Origin of the sequence: Capnocytophaga sp. oral taxon 864 (assembly GCF_002998835.1) — a bacterium.
Classification (GTDB): Bacteria; Bacteroidota; Bacteroidia; order Flavobacteriales; family Flavobacteriaceae; genus Capnocytophaga; species Capnocytophaga ochracea.
In genome coordinates, this window is the sequence record NZ_CP027232.1 from 1,583,392 (window position 1) to 1,604,085 (window position 20,694).

Here is a 20,694-nt window from a genome sequence, read left to right on the forward strand (position 1 = left end):
TCTCTCAGCTCTCTTCTGATTTCTTCTGTTTCCTTCCGATACACTCAGAGTCTCTCTGAGAAGTTGTTTATCAATACTCAAAAAATAAAAATACGTCCTTTTTGTTGTTTTTTTTCGGCAGAGTTGCTACTTTTGCAATTTAACTACTTAATGTAGAGAATCATTTTTTTAATGTTACAAAACAATTCTTTTAGGCATTTATTTTGGAGTTCAGTAGATAATTTCCTACAACAAATATTGAATTTTGTAGTAGGGATTATTTTGGCTCGTATCCTCGTGCCTGAAGATTTTGGTCTTATTGGTATTGCTACCTTCTTCATTACTGTAACAAATGTTTTGGTAGAAGGAGGTTTTGGGGCAGCACTTATCAATAAAAAGAACACTACACAAACCGATTATAGCACTATCTTCTTTATAAATATATGTTTTTCAGTCTTTTTATACCTACTCCTCTATGTCTCATCAGCAGGGATAGCCTCTTTTTTTGGTAACCCTCCTATTCAGCCTCTATTACAGTTATTAGGACTTAACATTGTATTAGTTTCTTTTGAACTTATACATCGCACTATACTTATAAAAGAATTAGCTTTCAGAAAGATTGCTGTTGTTTCGCTCATTTCTGTAACTATCAGTGCCGTTTGCGCTATCGTAATGGCAAAAAGAGGCTGGGGTGTGTACAGTTTGGTGTATAGAGTGCTTATTGGAGAAGCTATTACAGTCGTACTTTTTTGGATTTTAAATAAATGGCGCCCCAGTTGGTTGTTCTCTTGGCAATCGTTTAAACAGTTGTTTTTGTATGGAGGGAATTTGCTGTTTTCAAACCTGCTAAATATCCTCCAAACTAATATTTACTACGTGTTTATTGGTAAGTTTTTTAGTGCAAGTGCTTTGGGTTATTACACTCGTGCAGTAACCTTTCGCGATTTGTTTTCTTCCAATATTTCTACGATTGTAAAAAAAGTAAGTTTCTCAACTCTTTCTAAGGAAGAAAATCTCAAAGCCAAAAGTGATAAATTCTTCTTTTTTGAAAAAGTTACTTTCTTATTAGTGAGTTTTGTGAGTTGTGTGCTATTTTTTGCTTCAAAGGAGATAATAATTATTATATTATCAGAAAAATGGATAGAAAGTATCCCGATATTACAAATCCTTTCCCTTTCAGGAGTCTTTATAGTGCTTTATAACTTAAATATCGATTATTTTGCGGTATTAGGTGACACTAACCAATATTTACGGATAGAACTCATCGGGAAACTGCTCATTATTCCCGTTCTTTTAATTGCCTACTGCGGAAGTTTTCAGTGGGTACTCTACGGAATTGTAATCCACAGTGTGATAATGTTCCTTTGGGTGAGTTTCTCTCTTGATAAAGTGCTCAAAGGAATTTTAAAGCATCAGTTATGGAATCTGCTGAAAGTAGCCATTATATTTGTAGGGCTATTATTGATAGCCTATTTTACCCGAGCTATTGAATTTCATAATTTATACCTCTCTTTTGTGTTAAAATGTTTAGTGATAGGGTCGCTTTTCGCTGTGTTTTATGCAAAGGAAGTGAAACAAATTATGTATAAAAATAAAGAACTATGATTGCACCATTAGGAATTTCAGAAGCGTATTTTAAGCTATTGTATAACGTTGGTTATGCACTAATGGCTATTATAGCCCTCGTTTGGGCATACCAAATGGATAGAGGGAATGAAGATAAATTACCCTCTTTTATTTCAAAACACGCTTTACCTTTCTTTGTGCTCTACTTTATTGCGATTGTAGGGTTTAGAGACGTGAGTGTAGGTACAGATACGGTAAATTATCACTACTGGATGGCAGGCGATGTACCTCCGATTGTAAAAATAGAGGTAATGTTCAGCTGGTTGATGGCAGGATTAAGTAGTATAGGAGCCCCTTTTTCAGTATTTTTACTAATAATTGCAGGACTTTTCTACGGAATCATAGCCTATGCTTTGAAAAACTTAAGTAACAAATACCAAGCAAATGCTTTTTTTGTTTTTTTCTCCTTCGTGTCATTGTTTTTTGCAGAGAGTTTAGCCATTAATATTATCAGACAAGGACTTTCTTTAGCTTTTTTAATATTTGCTTATAGCTTATGGGAAAGAAAGCAATACACAGCTTATCTATTTTTATTATTAGCCTTTATTACTCATACCACTGTAATAATTCCTATTGTTGTATTTCTGCTATTGCAATTAATAGCTAAAAGAATTCCATTGTATTATTTTTTAGCCTTATATGTATTGGGGATTGTCTTAGCCTATCTAAATATAGGGCTGTTAAATATTGCTTCGGTTATGGAAGTTATCTTGCGGAAAGATCCAGGGCGATTTAGTACTTATTTTCTAAATGATGATGGCTTATATCAAGTGGGATTCAAGCCACAATTTGTAGCTTTTACCACGCTATTTCTGGGGATAGGGCTCTATATACGTAAGCAATCGTTTATGGTAGCGAGCGCTTGGAGTACCTCTTACGACCAGCTTTTAAAATACTTTGTAAGCGTAAGTTTTCTGTTTTTTATGGCATTCCAGATTCCGTATTCCGACCGTTGGGGACTTTTTGCTTGGATAGCAATTCCGTTTATTGTACTGCCTTGTTTTTCAAAAGACTTTAAACCTAAGACCGCCGTGATTGCTTTTTTCATTTTCCTATACGCCTTTTTCACTTTGTACAACACTTTAAAACACGCATAGATGGTAACCATTGGACTCCCTTTTTACAATGCCGAAAAGTATTTAGCTTTAGCCATTGAATCGGTACAAGCTCAAACGTATACCAATTGGGAATTGTTGCTATTGGACGATGGAAGCACTGACAATTCTTTATCTATTGCTCAAAGCTATGCTCAGAAAGACAGTCGTATAAAAGTAATAAGCGATGGAAAGAATAAGAACTTGGCAACGCGACTCAACGAACTTTCTTCTCTTGCCCAAGGACTTTATCTTGCCCGAATGGACGCTGATGATATAATGCACTCTGCTCGCATTGAAAGACAATTGGCAATATTGGAAACTCATCCCGAGATAGATGTACTCGGCACTAATGCTTATATCATAAACGATGAGAATGCCGTAACAAGCACACGATACCCTCTCACTCCTAAAAATACTTTAACACGTGTAAAAAGCTTTATACACCCTACCATCATAGCTAAAAAACAGTGGTTTTTAGAAAATCCTTATGATACCAAAGCGCTTCGTATGGAAGATGCTGAACTGTGGTATCGCACCCACTCAAAATACCATTTTGTGCGTTTAAATGAGCCTTTGATGTTTTATAGAGAAGTAGGCAATAACTATTACAAGAAGTATTTTTTAGCTCAGCAAAGTAAAGCCTATATTTTTAGTAAATATCCTAATGAAAGCTATTGGAAACACTATTTTAGAGCGAATTTTCTCAAAGGTATTGTATATAGAATAGCTCATATTTTTGGTATGGAGCAATGGCTTGTGAATAGGCGCAATGTAAAAATCAACCCTGTAAAACCTTATACAGCTTATCAAGATGAAAACAAAACTATTTAGAACTGCCACTGTACCCTCGTCTTTAAACTCACTGCTAAAAGGGCAACTAAAGTTCTTGAACGAGACTTTTGAGGTAACTGCTATTTCGGGTGAAGGAGAAGACTTGGAAGAGGTAAAGAGGCGAGAAGGGGTAAATACCTTTGCTATCGCAATGTCGCGCCCTATTGCTCCCTTGAAAGATTTGAGTTCTCTACTGAAACTTTATCGCTTGTTTAAGAGAGAAAAACCTACTATAGTACATTCTATTACTCCAAAGGCAGGCTTATTGAGTATGCTGGCTGCAAAAATGGCAGGAGTACCTATCAGGATACATACTTTCACCGGACTCATTTTTCCCACTCGCAAAGGTTTAATGCAACGGCTACTCATAGCGATGGATAAGTTACTATGCTGGTCGGCTACCGATATATATCCCGAAGGTGAAGGAGTAAAAAGAGATTTACAGCGATTTCATATTACAGCAAAACCCTTAAAAGTATTGGCTAATGGCAATATCAACGGGATAGATACCGATTATTTTTCTAAAACACATTTTTCGGCTACTGATAAAGCTACTTTACGAGCATCCTTAGGCATAGGAGCAGATGATTTTGTATACGTTTTTGTAGGAAGATTAGTAGGTGATAAGGGAATTAATGAATTGGTTACCGCTTTTCAAGCACTGAAACAGCAAACAACATCTCCTATAAAACTGCTATTAGTAGGCAGACAAGAAGCTCATTTAGACCCCTTGCAAACTAAAACATTAAGCGCCATAGATACAGACCCTGATATTATATCCGTAGGAGAGCAAAAAGACGTACGCCCTTATTTAGCAATAGCCAACTGTTTTGTATTCCCAAGTTATCGCGAAGGCTTCCCCAATGTAGTATTAGAGGCAGGTGCTATGGAATTACCTTGTATCGTAACCGATATCAATGGTAGTAATGAAATAGTTATAGAAAACAAAAACGGACTTATCGTTCCTCCTAAAAATACAGAAGCTTTTCAAAAAGCAATGACGTTATTATTAGATGATAAGCCATTGTATCATAAGTTAAAGAGTAATAGTAGACCTTTGATAGAACAACGATATCACAGGGGAATGGTATGGCAAGCCTTGATAGAAATGTATAATAAGTTATTAAGTGTTGCTTCTTCTAAAAAATAGTTGTACATTTGTAGCCTGATTAACCATTTTAGCGTTTTATACGAATGAGAAACCTATTTGCTTTTACCACTCTATGGGTGGCTTTATCACTACACGCACAACAGCAACCCGTGGATTATATCAATCCGCTTATTGGTACTTCTAATTTTGGTGCTACGCACCCTGGCGCAATTGCTCCCCGCGGTATGCTTAGCATTTCGCCTTTCAATGTAGCTTTCGATACTACGGGGGTGAAAGCTCCGCTTGAAAAAGACAGTCGTTGGCTTTCAAACCCTTATGTAAATGAAAATAAATTCTTCACCGGACTTACCCACGTGAACCTCAGTGGGGTGGGCTGTCCTGAACTGGGGGTGATTATCGCAATGCCTACCACTGGCAAATTGGAGGTAAATCACCTAAAATACGGCTCTACTTACCAAAAAGAAGTCGCTAAAGCGGGTTATTACAGCAATTTCCTCACTAAATACAATATCAAAACCGAAGCTACTGCTACCACCCGCGCAGGTATCACTCGTTATCACTTTCCTAAAGGCGAAGCTAATTTGCTCATCAATCTCGGACTTGGACTCACCAACGAAAAGGGGGCTATGTTGAAATTCGTATCGCCTACCGAGGTAGAAGGAATGCGTATGGTAGGGACTTTCTGCTATAACAGTCCGGAGCTAGCTTATCCAGTGTATTTTGTAGCCAAAGTAAGCAAAGTAGCACCTTCCTATGGTGTTTGGCATACGCCCGAAAAACATCAAGGGGTGGAAGCCCAATGGATGTGGTACAATGGCGAAACACGCTTCAAAGAACAATTTGCCCGCGAGGTAGTAGGCGATAGTATAGGGGCGTATTTCCGCTATAAATTTGACAAAGAGGAAGTCGTGGAACTCAAAGTGGGTATTTCGTACGTGAACATAGCCAACGCCCGTGAAAACCTTGAAAAAGAAATAGGCAACCGCACTTTCGATGAGGTGTATGCCACTACTCGCCAAACGTGGAACGATGCCCTACGCGCTACCGTAGAAGGGGGTACCGACGACCAAAAAACGATATTCTACACAGCGCTCTATCACGCGCTTATTCACCCCAACCTTCTGAACGATGTGAATGGTGATTATCCTGAGAGCAAGACTAACAAAATAGGCAAAAATCACCAGCGTTATACGGTGTTCTCATTGTGGGATACCTATCGCAATTACCACCAATTGCTCACCCTGCTCTATCCCGAACAGCAACTGCAAATGGTGCGCACGATGCTCGATATCTACAAAGAAAGCGGTTGGCTGCCCAAATGGGAACTCAATTCTACAGAAACCTTTACGATGGTAGGTGACCCTGCCAGCATAGTATTAGCAGATACTTACTTGCGCGGTCTCACCGATTTTGATATACAAACTGCCTACGAGGCGATGCTCAAAGGGGCGAATACCCTTGAAAATAACCCTATACGCCCAGGAGTGAAAGAGTATTGGAAATTGGGTTACCTGAGTGTAGATGGGGGTGTAAGAGGTCCGGTATCTACTACCCAAGAGTATAATGCGGCTGACTTTGCCATTGCGCAAATAGCTAAGAAGTTAGGCAAAAAAACCGATTACGAGAAGTTTAACAAACAAGCCTATTCATATAGAAAACTATTCGATAAGGAAACCCATTTATTGCGTCCACGTCACGCTGATGGCAAGTGGTATGCGCCTTTCAACCCCGAAAGTGGGGCTAATTTTGAAGAGAATGTGGGCTATATCGAGGGCAATGCGTGGCAATACGTATATATGGTAACCCACGATGTAAAAGGAATGATCAAGCTAATGGGTGGTGAAAAACCTTTTGAAAAGCAACTCGACCATATTTTCGACAGTAAACAGTACGATATGGCAAACGAACCCGATATTGCTTATCCATATCTCTACAACTTCCTTAAAGGCAAAGAGTGGAAAACCCAACAGAAAGTAGACCAACTCATCAATGAGTATTTCCAAAATAAACCTGCGGGACTCCCAGGCAATGAAGACACAGGGGTAATGTCGGCTTGGCTCATTTATGGAATGGCAGGCTTCTACCCCATTACCCCATCTGAGCCTAACTACACTTTCACCTCGCCTAAGTTCACCAAAATCACCCTTAAACGCGACCCGCAGTACTATCCTGCTGGTGATTTGGTAATAGAAAGTAATGCTTCGCCTGAAAACATTTACATTAAGAACATTTACATCGACGACAAGCCTTACAAATCCTATTTTATCAGTCACGAGGCTTTGAAAAATGCAAAGAAAATACGGTTTGAGTTAGGTAAGAGATAAGAGGTAAGAAAAGCGTCACTACACTTTGCCAAAGTTTCAGACTTTGGCAAAGTTAAAAATGAAGAATTGTACAAAAATAGGTTTAAGATTGAACAAGCCAATGATTGGCTTGACGGATATAAAAGTTTGATAATGAGATATAGGGTTTATCTCCAAGTTCCTCAAAAAAGTTTAAACACGTTTTGATAATAATAATGATCATACAAAAATTCCTTTATAGATATGTTATATACCTAGTTTCAGTATTTTTTATATCTTGCAATAGCCAAAATAAGAATACTCACACACCGCTGGCGCGAGCTTGTAGCTCGTGCTAAACAAATTGACAAATCAACACATCAACAAATCCCACCACTGGCGCGAGCTTATAACTCGTGCCAAACACATCGGCAAACCGCCTTTGCGTAATTCGTCATTCGTAATTCGTAATTATTATGCGTAAACTCCACTTAATATTTTCCCTGATAGCAGGGGTATTCATACTGCTGGGAGCTCTTACGGGGGTTATCTTGGCAGGTGAATCGGTGTATAACCAAACGTTGCCTTACAAAAGTGTAGCGTTTGAAAGCACTACCCTTGCCCAAACAATTGCCGTTTTAAAGGAAAAGAATATAGACGTCCTTAAACTCACTATCGACCGCAATCACTTTGTGCAAATAGAGACGGCTGAGGGCGAAAAACTCTTTATCCATCCGCAATCGGGGGAGGTTATCAAAGGGAATTACAAACCCTCGAAGTTTATACAGTTCGTCAAAACGCTACACCGCTCGCTCTATATGGGCAAAACGGGACGGGTGATAATGGGGCTTACAGCCTTGTGTTTGTGTGTAGTAGCCTTGTCGGGTATATGGCTCATCGCCCGCAAACAGCAACGTTGGGGTAGATTTTTCCACAAACTTCCGCAAGAGAAATTCTACAATCATTACCATAGTGCTCTGGGGCGTTGGGCGCTCGTGCCTATCTTTATCATTGCCCTCACGGGGGTGTATATGATGCTCGAAACGGTGAAAGTATTTCCTAAGTTTAAAGCCGAACACAATTATGACGCTAGCACACTACGAGAAACTCCCGCAAAACCCGCTAAAGACTTCTCTGTTTTCCAAGTGCCTCTTTCCGAAGTGCGCCAAGTAGAATTTCCTGCTTTTGAAGATGTAGAAGAGGTCTATAAAGTAGATTTCATCGATAAAAATATAGTAGTCAATCAGTTTACGGGCGAGGTTATTAGCACCTCCACTTCTCCTTATAAAGGCTTGGCGTATTTGGTGCGCACCCTACACGTTGGCAAAGGGCATTACCTCTGGGCGACTGTCTTGTTGCTCTCGTGTGTAGCGTTGTTGTTCTTCCTCTACTCTGGCTTTGCGATGACCCTCAGAAAACGAAAGAAAGGCATCAACAATCCGTTTGATAAAAGCGAATGTGAATACATCGTGTTAGTAGGCACTGAAGGGGGCACCACCCGCAAGTTTGCTATCCTTTTTCATAACGAACTCCTCCGTTTGGGCAAGCGTTCCTACCTGACCGATATGAACGCCTACACTCGTTTTGCTAAAGCAGAGCAACTCATTGTATTTACTTGCACTTATGGCGATGGCGAGGCGCCTATCAATGCGACTCACTTTGCGCACTTATGGGCAAAATATCCCCCCGCACAACCTTTGGCGTATAGCGTACTCGGCTTTGGCTCTGATACTTACCCCGATTTCTGCAAATATGCCAAAGAAGTAGACCAACTATTGTCGGCTACTGCACAAGCAGAATGTGCGCTGCCTTTGCATACCGTAAACGACCAAGACTTCGGTCAGTTTAAAGCGTGGGCAACAGCTTGGGCTATGACTCAAAAGCTCTCTTTGGCTTTGCCTGATAATTTCAGTGTACAACCTCAGCGCAAACTGCTCACTTTTACGGTAACGGAGAAAACACCCGTAATGGACGACGATATTTTCCTAATAGCGCTACGCCCATCCCAAAAAAGTAGTTTTGCCTCGGGTGACCTCTTGGGCATTACTCCTGAAGACGGACGTGAACGGCTCTATTCGGTTGCCAAATACAAAGGAGATGTGTGGTTGAGCGTGAAGCTACACTCACAAGGGGTGGTGTCAAACCTGCTGAACAATTTGCAAATAGGCGATACGTTGCAAGCTGCTTTGGTAGCCAACAAACACTTCCATTTCCCTAAAAAAGCACCCCAAGTGGTGTGTATTGCCAATGGTTCGGGGATGGCGCCCTTTATAGGAATGATAGCCGAAAATACCCAAAAGAAACCTATCACCCTGATATGGGGTTGTCGCCGTGAAGCCTCTTTGGAAATCTATCGCCCTTATATAGAACAGTTTACTCGCGAAGGAAAGATAGCCAACTATTGGCAAGCCCTCTCGCGTGAAGGTGATAAATTCTACGTGCAAGACATCTTGCAAAGAGAAGCTCCTTTCTTTGCTGAACTCCTGAAAAACAAAGGAATTATAATGATATGCGGGTCGGTTGCGATGGAGAAAGCGGTGACCGAAGTTTTGGAAGCTATTTGTAGAGAACATTTAGATAAACCGCTGAGCTACTACCAAAACAAAGGACAAATCAAAACAGACTGTTATTGATTAGATAAGAGATAAGAGGTAAGAATATGACAACACATTTTTTATACATAGAACCTAATACTTCAATAGAGGAAGTGAAGTTGCTTTTTGAGGCGCATTTGCTTTCAGCTTTGCCCGTGTGCGAAGGCAATACTTTTATAGGGGTACTCCGCAAAGAAGCAGTAGATGAGGAAGATAAAGAAGCTATAGTAGCCGATTATCAATATGCGTTAGAACGCTTTTTTGTACCGCTAACCGCAACGTGGGATACCGTAATAGAGGCTTTCGCTTCCTATCACACCGAAATGCTCCCCGTAATAAATGAGAATCAGCAATTTATAGGTTATTACTACTTGGGAGACTTTATACAACAACTCACCAAAACGCCTTTTATACAAGAAGCGGGTCGGGTACTCATCTTAGAGAAAAGTGCTCACAATTATTCTTTTACTGAAATCAGTAGGATAGTGGAAGAAAATGGAGGGAAGGTATTAGGGATTTACCTCTCCAATCGCACGGAAAACAATGTGCATATTACGCTCAAACTCATCACCAACCGACTCTCGGATATACTACAGGACTTCCGCCGTTATGGCTATGGTATCCTTACCGAAAAAGACGACGATCACTACCGCCAAGAACTCAAAGACATTGCTGATTATTTTGAAAAATACTTAGAATTAGGTAATAAGTAATAATAATCTTTAACTAAATATATTATGAAACGTTTTTTAATTACTGCTATGCTTTTAAGTATTTCGGCATTTAGCTATAGCCAAATAGCCGTAGGGGTGAAAGTTGCTAATCCGTTTGTAGCAGTTAATGTAATGAAACATCAAATTGCAAATACACCTAAGGGGATTAGAAACGGAGGAGGTATTTTTGGTGAGTTTTATATAGGGGCTTTTAATATAGGAGCTTTTATGCGAATGCCTCTAAAAACACATTGGGCACTACAAACCGAAGTGTTGTTCAAGCGTGAAGGGGTTTGGTTTTTTCATCAAGAGGAAACAATAGAAGAACTTCTCTCTGATCGCGGAGTATATAAATTTTGGTATGCTGAGGTCCCTATCCTGTTACAATGGGAAGGAAAGCGCACCGTAAGAGGGTTTGCCCAATTAGGAGTGTCTCCTAAATTCTTAACTTCAGCAAAGTATTCTGCTGTTTTAGAAAAAGGCGACCATAATGTTACGAGCTCTTTTAATAGGGTTGTTCTCAATTTAAATGTTGGGGGAGGTGTTTTATGGAACAGAAGAGATTGGGTTTTTACTGCTGATGGAAGACTCGCTACCAACCTTACACCACTTACTTCTGAAAAGAACACCCCTGATATTGATTTCAGTAAGGCACAAAGCTATTATTTTGCGTTTTCTTTAGGCGCAGGCTACAAACCTTTTAAAAAGAAAGCATTGCCTTTAGAAAGGGCTATTCCCCAAGAAGAGCTCCCAATTATTATCAAAGATAGTGTTCCTGCTGAGGTGAATACATCACAAGAACAAGATTTTTAATTTTTAACAACATATATTATGAAACGTTTTTTAATTACCATCGTTTTTTTGAGTGTTGCTACACTCGGTTTTTCTCAGACAGCCATAGGAGTAAAACTTAATAATCCTTTGGCAACGGTAAGTGTTATAACTCCTAAAACAGCCAATGAAAGCTATAATATAGAGTACTTTGGGCATTCAGGAGTTTTTAATACAGGCGTATTCTTCCGCCTTCCGCTCAAGACCCATTGGGTATTCTTACCCGAAGTGATGTACAAACGCGAAGCTATTCCTTTTCGTCCTGAAGGTTCTGATTTAAAACTATCCGACCGTCATTTTATTCGTTTTGATTGCTTGGAAGTACCTATTTTACTACAAATAGAAGGTAAAAAGAAATTTAGGGGCTTTGGACAAATAGGAGTAGCTCCTAAATTCTTACTTTTAGCCTCTTATTCCGAGAAACAATACAGTGAAAAGTATGATATCACCTCACATTTCAATAGTGTTGTGATGAATTTGCATTTAGGAGGAGGTGTGATGTGGGAATTTCCTAAAATCATCCTTACCGTAGATGGTCGTTTTTCTACCAATCTATCGCCTCTCACCAATCAAGAACCTACACCTTATCTAAACTTTAAAGACGCTCAAAGTTATTACTTTGCCATTTCAGTAGGTGCAGGCTTGAAACTCTCTAAAAACAGACCTTTACAGGAGCAAGAGCCTCCTGTAATTGCACCTCAGCCTGAGAGTACAGCACCTGTAGAAGCACCTACTGAGGAGACAACAGAGGTGAGAGAAGAATAGAAAAGTTCGAGAGGCTACCCGAAAATATTTTAAACTCTTCGGGTAGCCTCTCAATTGCTAACATAAATATTCTTATTTCCTTATTTCAGTTCTCTGATAAGGTACATATATACTGGGAAGTGGTCAGAATATCCCCAAGTGTAATTGCCATTGCTCATACTGCGGAAAGGATATCCCTTATAGCGCCCTTTGGGGTTAGCCAAATACGAGCGATTGAATATCCCCGTTTTCCAATAGCGGTAACTGCTCTTGTCTTCTTTTAGCAAATCATAAGTAAAGTAAAACTGGTCAAAAAGATTCCAGCCGTCCTGATAGGCTAACGTTCCCATTCCTTTTTTCAGCATAGCCTCCATAGGGTTAAATAACTCCCCTTGTTTTACATCTTCTTTTTGTCTTTAGTCTTTAACACATTCTTAAAGCCTGAGTTAATAGGGTCGTCGTTAAAGTCACCCATTGCTATCACCTTAGCATTAGGGTCTTTGCTGAGAAGTGAATCTATAATTTTCTTGTTCAAAGCCGCCGCTTTTTCACGACTGGGTCTACTTTTAGCTTCTCCTCCAAAACGCGAAGGCCAGTGGTTTACTATAAAATGAATCATTTCACCGTCCAATTCACCACTTACTAACAGTTGGTCGCGAGTGTAAAGAGGCTTTCCGTCATCTTTGGTGAGGTATAGAGGGTGTGGAAATGAAGCAGTAGGTTTAAACACGCTTTTTTTGTAGATGAGAGCTACATCCACCCCACGAGCGTCGGGTGATTCGTAATGTACAATCCCATAATTATATTTCCTCAAATATTCGGTATTGATAAGGTCTCTCACTACCGCTTCATTTTCTATTTCGGCAAGACCTACTATATCGGGGGCGTGTTTGGTAACATCACTTCCTATCTCCGAAATTACTTTGGCTATCTTGTGTACGTGGTCGTTATACACCTTACTCGTCCAGCGGTCAGCTCCCTCAGGAGTGCGGTCATCATCAAACTTATGAGGGTCATTAATCGTGTCGAAAAGGTTCTCAACGTTGTAAAAAGCAACGGTTCTCACAGCAAACTTCTTTTTTTCTTGTGCGTTTATGTAAGGTGTCATCAAGATGAACGACACCATTAAAAATACTATTCTTTTCATCTATATTAGTTTTAATTTGTTAGTCTTTAGTTATCTCAATGTTTTATTGCCTCTCTTAAAATCTTATCCTTCCTCATTTCCTCATTTGCTAACTTTCTCATTCCCTAATTTTCTCATTCAATTGCCTGTCGTGCTACGACTAATCGCCTGTCGTGCTACGACTAAAAATCCTATCCAAAAGCCCTTTTTTCTTTTCTTTTCCCTCCTGTGTAGCTGTTTGAGTGCTTGGTGCTGGCGCAGGGGTATTTGCAGGATTTACCACATCGTCTACCGATATATCTTCCTCATCTTCCACATTGTGTAGCTTACCTTTGCGCTCATAAATCCGATAATGCACATCTCCTGCTCTTATGGTATCTTTGGCAGTACTGCTCAAAAGGCGGTCAAAGAAACCTTCGCGTACAGTAGGCTCACATTCAGTTACCTCCGTACGTATCTCTTCGCTTACCTTAAAAGTAGCTCGCGTTAGGTCTTTATACTTGCTGTTGCGGTTCAGTTGCGATACAAACAAGGCAGCAATAGGTAATGCCGAGTTAGCTCCTTGTCCCAAACGCGTACTTTTAAACCCTATCTGCTGGTCGTTACCCACCCACGTAATCATCACAAGGTTGGGGAGCATTCCCGCAAACCAACCGTCTTTATTGTCTTGGGTCGTACCTGTTTTACCCGCAAGGTCATTGGTAAGTCCGTATTGCCCACGCATACGTGATGCGGTACCTTCGTTCACGGTCGAGCGCATCATCTGTATCATTATTTGGGCAGTGCGTTCACTCAGTGCAGGAGCTAAAACCTTAGGTTTGCGTTCCCATATTACTTCCCCTTTTTTGTTCTCTATTCGGGTGATAAAATAAGGCTCTACAGGCACCCCTTTGTTCGCAAAAGCCGTATAAGCCTTAGCTACTTCTATCACCGATAGTTCAGCCGAACCCAATGCTATCGAAGGTACATTCGGTAGAGGAGAAGTGATGCCTAACTGTCGTGTTTTCTTTATCACATTCTTTAGCCCCGCATAAAAGAGCGTTTGTACAGCTATGGTGTTCAATGATTCTCGCAATCCCTTGCATACTGAGTAATATATGTTAGGGTCATCGTCAGTCTTAGAAGCGTTGCGTGGCGACCAATATTCGTAATCAGCATAGGTCAAAGGCAGGGGCGAAAAGTGTGTGCACACAGGCATTCCCATCTCTAAGGCAGTAGCGTACACTATCGGTTTAAAAACTGAGCCCACTTGGCGACGGCTTTGTAGGATATGGTCGTACTTAAAGTAGCGGAAGTCTGCTCCACCCACATAAGTTTTAATTGCCCCTGTTTGAGGCTCTACACTCACAAATCCCGTGTTTAATATGCGTATAAAACGCGACAAACTGTCCAATGTACTATGCTTTTTGATACTGTCTTCGGTATAGAAAGATAAATCCATTGGCTTCTTCTCACTCAGCTTCGCCCATATCTTCGCTTCCGAGAGTTTTTGCTCTTCAAGTTCTTTATAAGCAGGCAACTTCTTCACTTCTTCCTTAAACCAATCACTGTCCAAGTTCCAAGGAGCACGTTTGCCATAGGTCTGTTCAAAATCTTGTTGTAACGATGTTAAATGCTTTTCCACTGCTTTCTCAGCATATTCCTGCATTGTCTTGTCAATGGTCGTATAGATGCGCAATCCATCTTTATAAATATTATAAGCCGAACCGTCTGGCTTCTTCACCTCTTTCAGCAGTTCAGGTAATAGTAAGCGTATTTGCTCTACAAGATAAGGCGCTACACCATCTTTTTCAGCCGTAGTTACCGTAGTTTTAAGAGTGTCTCTTGTATGAACTTTAAAGTCGTCTTCGGTCAGCAAGTTGTTTTTCTTCATCTGTGCCAATACCACATTCCGACGCTCTTCACTGCGCTTGGGTGAGGTACGCGGATTATAGCTATTCGTCGCTTTAAGCGTACCGATAAGCGTAGCCGCTTCATTAAGCGTAAGGTCTCTCGCCGATTTGTCAAAGAATCGTTGCGCCGCACTTTCTATCCCGTAAGTATTATCGCTGAAAGGCACAGTATTGAGGTAAAGTGTCAAGATTTCCTCCTTGCTGTATACCTTTTCTATGCGTCTGGCTATAATCATCTCTTTGATTTTGTGTATAGGCATCGAAAGTTTTCCGTAGCGCTGTCCACGCCCATAAATATTTTTAGCCAACTGCATTGTAACAGTACTTCCCCCTCCTGATGAGTCGTCTTGCAAAAGCAGTGATTTAAAGAAAACCCTAAACAAACTCTTCGTGTCTACCCCTTTGTGCAAGTAAAAACGCTCGTCTTCGGTAGCGATAAGTGCGTTGATAAGATAAGGAGGAAAGTCCTTGTATTCTATTTTAGTACGGTCGAAGATATAAAATTTCCCTATCAATTGGTTCTCGTAATCGTAAACAAGACTCGCTTCCGATTGGCGCAACTCTTTCAAATCCTCCTCTGAGGGTAACCTGCCAAAAGCCCCAAAGTAAATTAACAAGATGAGCAACAGTATACCTGCTACGCCTATCCCAATCGGTATACCTATGCATTTGAGGTAAAACTGATAAGGTTTAGCCCGCAACCATTGCCAGCTGCGGTGGAATATGTTGCCCGTATATACTATCTGTTCCTGTTCCTTTTTCGGAGCGTTTTTTCTATTCTTATATCCTTGGTAAAGTCTAAAAATACCATAAGGGATTATAAGCAAAGCGAAGATAAATACCGCCCAGAGCACTTTTAAGGCATAACGTAGTAATTTATATACCATCGAAGCCAAAGCGATACAGCCTTCTAACAACCGTGATAGCAGGGTAGCAAGTACAAGACCGCCTTGTGTAAGTAGCTTCTTAAACGATATATTTTTCAGATTCATACTTAGTTTTAATGATGTTTAAAGTACAAAGGTACGATATAATTTTCAATTAACAAAGAATCCCACCGTTTTTCTTATTCCACTTTATAGCAATTTAAGGTCTAATCCCTTAATAAGTTTCTCTCACCGCTTACACCTTTCCTGAGCCTCTCCGAATTTATTAACCTCTTTCCCATTTGCTAATTTCCAAATTTGCCAATTTGCTAATTCTCTTTTCCATCATACTCCCCCTAGTGCCTATGCCCTAAGGCCTATCACCTCTTCCTCTTTCTTTCGCCTCGAAACCCCGTTTTTACCATTTTTTGCATCGCTGTATTATACTATGAGTCAACCACTTATATACCCCTTCTATACCAATCGTCCAAGATTCGTATAAGCTTCCTATAAGCTCTCTATAAGCTAACCCCACCCTCCTTACACCCTTTTTTCATCAAAAACTCTCCCTCCCCTCTTCCGAACTCCTCCGTTTCCTTCCGAACCCCTCAACGCTTCCTCATTTGCTAATTTTTCCTCGCCTGCCGTGCTACGGCTGCCTGTGTGGCTCGCACCTTTGCCAAAGTTAATTGTACACTGTCTGTCGTACTACGACCTCGCATTTCTGAGTCTCTCCGAAATTCTCTAATTCCTATTAAAAAGCCGGTTCAATCCTAATATAATTTAACGTCAGTTCGATATATACAATATTGATTTACAATTGCCTTTTCATTACTGTTCCGTGAAATTCCTCAGCTAAAGCTGAGCCAATCCGTGGAACAATGATGTTTTACAAAAGAATCATCTGTGCTAAATCCGTCTAGCTCGCTCCTATCTATCGTGCTATAGCTTGTTTGATTTGTTGCAATTTGTTAAATTTCTCTCCCAAAGGCAGATTGAACTATTATTTTCTCTCTGCAACCACGGCATAGTATCTATTCGTAAAATATCGCAATAGCGGACGTAAACCGAACTTCTTCACTGGGTGTGTCCATTTCTCTCTATAAATAATACGAAAGCCCGCTTTCTCTACCAGCATATCCAATTGCCAATCTTCAAACTCGTGATAATGACAGTCGCGAGGGTCAGACGTATTGCGGTAGGCTTTGGCAAACCAAAGGCGCAAGGGCACCGTAATGAGCACTCTCTTAGTAGGGAGATTCTGCAAAACTGCCAAAGGGTTTACCAAGTGCTCTAAAATTTCCAAAGCTACTGTAAAATCAGCCTTAAAGGCTTGTAGGGTGTGTGATTCAAAATCCAAATCCTGCCCCGTAGTGTTAAGCACAGTATAGCCTTCTTGTTGCATTACTGCCGAAAAAGGATTCTCCACCCCCACATCAAGGATAGTGCTTCCCTGAGGGGCATATTGTTTGAGAATACTCAAAGTTTTTTGATAGCGTTTTTTAGGAAATATCTTGTACATAATTTACATTGACAATTAACAAGGAGTAACACCTTTGAGCCACAAATTTCGCCAAAGTCTGCGTCGCCTCACCTTTTACCTTTTATTCACATACCCAGCTGTGAGCCTCGCTGGCTTTACCTTTTACCTCTTACCTCTTACCTAATTCTAGTGTGCATCGAGCCAGTTATCCCCTACCCCTAAATCTGCCACAAGCGGAACAGCAAGGTTAAAAGCGCTTTCCATTGCTTCTTTAATCAGAGGCTTAACGATATTGAGCTCTGTTTTAGGTACATCAAACACTAACTCATCGTGCACCTGCAAGAGCATACGGGTTTGAAGTTGTTGGCGAATCAACTCGTGTTGTATGCGTATCATCGCAATTTTGATGATATCCGCAGCCGAGCCCTGTATCGGAGCATTCACAGCGTTGCGCTCAGCTGCTCCGCGCACTACTTGGTTACGAGAGTGAATATCGGGTAGATAGCGACGCCTTCCTAATACGGTCTCTACATAGCTGTGTTCTTGAGCAAATTGTATTTGCTTACTGATATAGTTTCGCAGATTGGGATACGTAGCGTAATAAGTATCTATCAATTCCTTGCTCTCTGAACGACTCAAATTGGTTTGAGCCGAGAGCCCAAAAGCCGATACACCATAGATAATCCCGAAGTTCACTGTCTTGGCGTGACTGCGCTGTTCGCGAGTTACCTCTTCCAAAGGCACGTGGAACACTTTGGCAGCTGTGGAACGGTGAATATCCTCATTGCGGAGGAATGAGTCAATCATATTGTGTTCTTCGCTCAAGGCAGCGATGATGCGAAGCTCTATTTGCGAATAGTCGGCAGAGAGAAGCACATAATCAGGATTGCGTGCAATGAACGCCTTGCGTACCTGCTGACCGCGAGGAGTGCGGATAGGAATATTCTGCAAGTTAGGATTATTACTGCTCAATCTACCCGTCGCAGCTACCGTTTGCATATAGGTAGTGTGTACACGACCGGTGAGTTTGTTCACCTCCAAAGGCAAGGCATCTACATAAGTAGATTTCAGCTTCTGTACTTGTCGCCATTCAAGTATATCGGCTACTATCTTATGCTTAGAAGCAAAGGGGGCTAATACTTCTTCGGAAGTGGCATACTGACCTGTTTTTGTCTTCTTAGGTTTGCTGTCAATTTTCAGTTTTTCAAAAAGAATATCACCTAACTGTTTCGGCGATGCCAAATTGAAACTCTCCCCCGCCTGCTGGGCTATAGTGGCTTCGAGTTGTGCAATATCGGCATCTAAGGTCTTAGCGTATTCTTTTAAGAAGGGTACATCCAGGTTCACTCCTTCGCGTTCCATAGCGGCTAACACTTTTATCAAAGGCGCTTCCAAATCAGTATAGATTTTCTCGGCGTTCACTTTGGGCATTTCCTCCTTAAATACGTTTTTGAGTTGCCACGTAACATCAGCATCTTCCACGGCGTATTCCTTCACTTGGTCGAGTGGAACGGTACGCATAGAGCGTTGTGCCTTACCTTTACCTATCAAACTCTCAATAGTAATAGGGGTATAGTTCAAATAGGTTTCACTGAGGATATCCATATTGTGGCGCATATCTGGATTCAGCAGATAGTGGGCTATCATCGTATCGAAGAGTGCGCCTCGCACCTCAATGTTGTAGTTTTGCAATACTTTAAGGTCGTATTTCAAATTCTGACCTACCTTACCAATACGCTCATTTTCAAAGAACGGACGGAAAGTTTCAAGCAGTTTTGTTGTTGCTGCTTTATCAGTAGGGAAAGGTACGTAATAACCTTTGTGAGCCGACCAGCAGAAGGAAATCCCTACCAATTCGGCTTCCAGGGCGTTCACACTGGTCGTTTCGGTATCAAAACACACTTCGGTTTGTTGCAATAAATTCTGCAAGAGCAGTTGTTGCGCCATTGGGGTATCGGCTAATTGGTAGAAGTGAGGTGTTTTAGCGCTGTTCTTCTTCTCGCTCATTACCTGCGGTTGGGCAAATAGGTCGCCTTGCGTAAAGAGACTTAACTGTCCCTCTGTGGGCTTATTCCCTGTAAGTGGCGGGGGTGTTGTTGCCATCTGGGGCTGATACGTTCTGAGAAAGTTTTGCAATAACTGACGAAATTCTAACTCTTCAAATATCCTCCCTACCGCTTCAAAATCGGGTTCGGACATCGCAAAGTCTTCTTCATCAAATGTTACAGGCACGTCCAGCATAATGGTAGCCAACTGTTTAGAGAGGATTCCTTTTTCCTTGTTGCTCTCTATATTCTCGCGTAGTTTGCCTTTCAGCTGGTCAGTATGGGCGAGAAGGTTTTCCATAGAGCCAAAGTCGGCAAGTAGCTTTTTAGCGGTCTTCTCGCCTACTCCCGGGAGTCCAGGTATATTGTCTACCGCATCACCCATCATTCCGAGGAAGTCTATTACCTGCAAAGGATTTTGTACCTCAAATTTCTCTTGTACTTCTTTTACGCCCCAAATCTCCACATCGTTACCTCCGCGCGAAGGTCGGTATATAAAGATATTATCACTCACAAGTTGTGCATAGTCCTTATCGGGTGTTACCATATACACTTGGTAGTTCTGCTTTTCAGCTTGTTTAGAGAGTGTCCCGATGATATCGTCAGCCTCATAACCCTCTTTTTCGATGATAGGAATATGCAAGGCTTTCAAGATTTCGTGAATATACGGGATTGCTAACCGAATGGCTTCGGGCGTTTCCTCCCGATTGGCTTTATAGTCGGCAAAGAGTTCCGTGCGCTCCACACTTCCTCCCTTGTCGAAAGCCACAGCAAGGTGGTCGGGCTTTTCTTTTTTAATTACTTCTAAAAGAGAGTTCATAAAGCCCAAAATAGCCGACGTGTTCAACCCTTTGGAGTTGATACGCGGGTTCTTGATAAAAGCGTAATAACCCCTAAAAATAAGGGCATAAGCATCGAGTAGGAAAAGCCGTTTTTTCATTCATTAAATAATTTATCCTCCATTAAGCCAAAAACATCAAGCATACTCCCTCTTAAATTCGCTAATTCCCTCTTCGAAGGGTGTTTTTAGTTCTTTTTATCTTCACTCAATATAGGTAAAAAGGGGGTTACTCTTTTGGCTGAAAGAGATACATATTTTTGCGCAAAGGTAGTAAAATAATTGTAATTTCCCATTTTATTTGTACTTTTGTCCCGAATATAAATTAACCTTTAATAATTAATCATTCACCATTATGAAAGTATCTGTTGAACTTACTTTTAGCCCGTTGCAAGACGATTACGAGCGTCCTATCATTCACTTTATTAAGAAACTGCGCGCCTCTGGGCTCATCGTACAAGAAAACCCTCTCAGTACCCAAGTCTATGGCGAATATACCCAAGTGATGAATGTTCTCACCACCGAGATAGAAGAAGCCCTCGACTTAGTAGAACGCGGACTGATGTACGTGAAAATCGTAAAGTCCGACCGCCACGAGTATAAACCTTTCTTCTAAGTAAAGCCAACGAGCAAGCG

General features: G+C 41.0%; 13 protein-coding genes and 1 pseudogene. 10 read left to right on the forward strand and 4 right to left on the reverse strand.

Translation table 11 applies throughout. The features are described 5' to 3' along the window. The first annotated feature begins 237 nt into the window (after positions 1-237). From C3V44_RS07005 to C3V44_RS07045, 9 genes are all read left to right on the forward strand, one after another. On the forward strand, positions 238-1,584 hold the full coding sequence (locus tag C3V44_RS07005) for a lipopolysaccharide biosynthesis protein (RefSeq protein ID WP_254425410.1): 1,347 nt from the start codon (positions 238-240) through the stop codon (positions 1,582-1,584). After that, the gene (locus tag C3V44_RS07010) at positions 1,581-2,702 is read left to right on the forward strand and encodes an EpsG family protein (protein WP_106095988.1); all 1,122 of its coding nucleotides are present in this window, start codon (positions 1,581-1,583) and stop codon (positions 2,700-2,702) included. The genes C3V44_RS07005 and C3V44_RS07010 overlap by 4 nt, the downstream gene beginning before the upstream one ends. Further along, positions 2,703-3,533: a glycosyltransferase family 2 protein gene (locus C3V44_RS07015; protein ID WP_106095989.1), complete on the forward strand. Its 831-nt coding sequence runs from the start codon at positions 2,703-2,705 to the stop codon at positions 3,531-3,533. After that, on the forward strand, positions 3,514-4,683 hold the full coding sequence (locus tag C3V44_RS07020) for a glycosyltransferase family 4 protein (protein ID WP_106095990.1): 1,170 nt from the start codon (positions 3,514-3,516) through the stop codon (positions 4,681-4,683). The genes C3V44_RS07015 and C3V44_RS07020 overlap by 20 nt, the downstream gene beginning before the upstream one ends. A gap of 44 nt (positions 4,684-4,727) precedes the next feature. Next, a complete protein-coding gene (locus C3V44_RS07025) occupies positions 4,728-6,968 on the forward strand; it encodes a GH92 family glycosyl hydrolase (protein ID WP_106095991.1) in 2,241 nt (746 codons plus the stop codon). Between the two features lie 434 nt (positions 6,969-7,402). Beyond that, positions 7,403-9,559 (forward strand): PepSY domain-containing protein, encoded by a 2,157-nt coding sequence (locus C3V44_RS07030; protein ID WP_106095992.1) that lies wholly within the window; start codon positions 7,403-7,405, stop codon positions 9,557-9,559. 26 nt (positions 9,560-9,585) lie between these two features. Continuing rightward, a complete protein-coding gene (locus C3V44_RS07035) occupies positions 9,586-10,233 on the forward strand; it encodes a CBS domain-containing protein (protein ID WP_106095993.1) in 648 nt (215 codons plus the stop codon). A 24-nt stretch (positions 10,234-10,257) separates the two neighbouring features. Next, positions 10,258-11,046, forward strand: a complete 789-nt coding sequence (locus tag C3V44_RS07040; RefSeq protein WP_106095994.1) for a porin family protein — start codon at positions 10,258-10,260, stop codon at positions 11,044-11,046. Positions 11,047-11,064: 18 nt separating this feature from the next. Continuing rightward, positions 11,065-11,829 (forward strand): porin family protein, encoded by a 765-nt coding sequence (locus C3V44_RS07045; protein WP_106095995.1) that lies wholly within the window; start codon positions 11,065-11,067, stop codon positions 11,827-11,829. 80 nt (positions 11,830-11,909) lie between these two features. Here the strand turns inward: C3V44_RS07045 and C3V44_RS07050 are convergent. The 4 genes and pseudogenes from C3V44_RS07050 to polA all read right to left on the reverse strand — a co-directional run bounded on the left by C3V44_RS07050 (position 11,910) and on the right by polA (position 20,160). After that, positions 11,910-12,955 (reverse strand): annotated as a pseudogene (locus C3V44_RS07050) (endonuclease/exonuclease/phosphatase family protein). Between the two features lie 139 nt (positions 12,956-13,094). Continuing rightward, positions 13,095-15,818, reverse strand: a complete 2,724-nt coding sequence (locus C3V44_RS07055; RefSeq protein WP_106095996.1) for a penicillin-binding protein 1A — start codon at positions 15,816-15,818, stop codon at positions 13,095-13,097. Between the two features lie 877 nt (positions 15,819-16,695). Then, complete coding sequence (locus C3V44_RS07060) at positions 16,696-17,214, reverse strand: bifunctional 2-polyprenyl-6-hydroxyphenol methylase/3-demethylubiquinol 3-O-methyltransferase UbiG (protein WP_106095997.1); 519 nt, start codon at positions 17,212-17,214, stop codon at positions 16,696-16,698. Between the two features lie 147 nt (positions 17,215-17,361). Continuing rightward, positions 17,362-20,160 carry a DNA polymerase I gene (polA, locus tag C3V44_RS07065; RefSeq protein ID WP_106095998.1) on the reverse strand — a complete coding sequence of 933 codons (2,799 nt, stop codon included), beginning with the start codon at positions 20,158-20,160 and terminating at the stop codon, positions 17,362-17,364. A 253-nt stretch (positions 20,161-20,413) separates the two neighbouring features. Here polA and C3V44_RS07070 point away from each other — a divergent pair, with 253 nt between their 5' ends. Further along, positions 20,414-20,674 carry a thiamine-binding protein gene (locus C3V44_RS07070; protein WP_002674885.1) on the forward strand — a complete coding sequence of 87 codons (261 nt, stop codon included), beginning with the start codon at positions 20,414-20,416 and terminating at the stop codon, positions 20,672-20,674. The last annotated feature ends 20 nt before the right edge of the window (positions 20,675-20,694 follow it).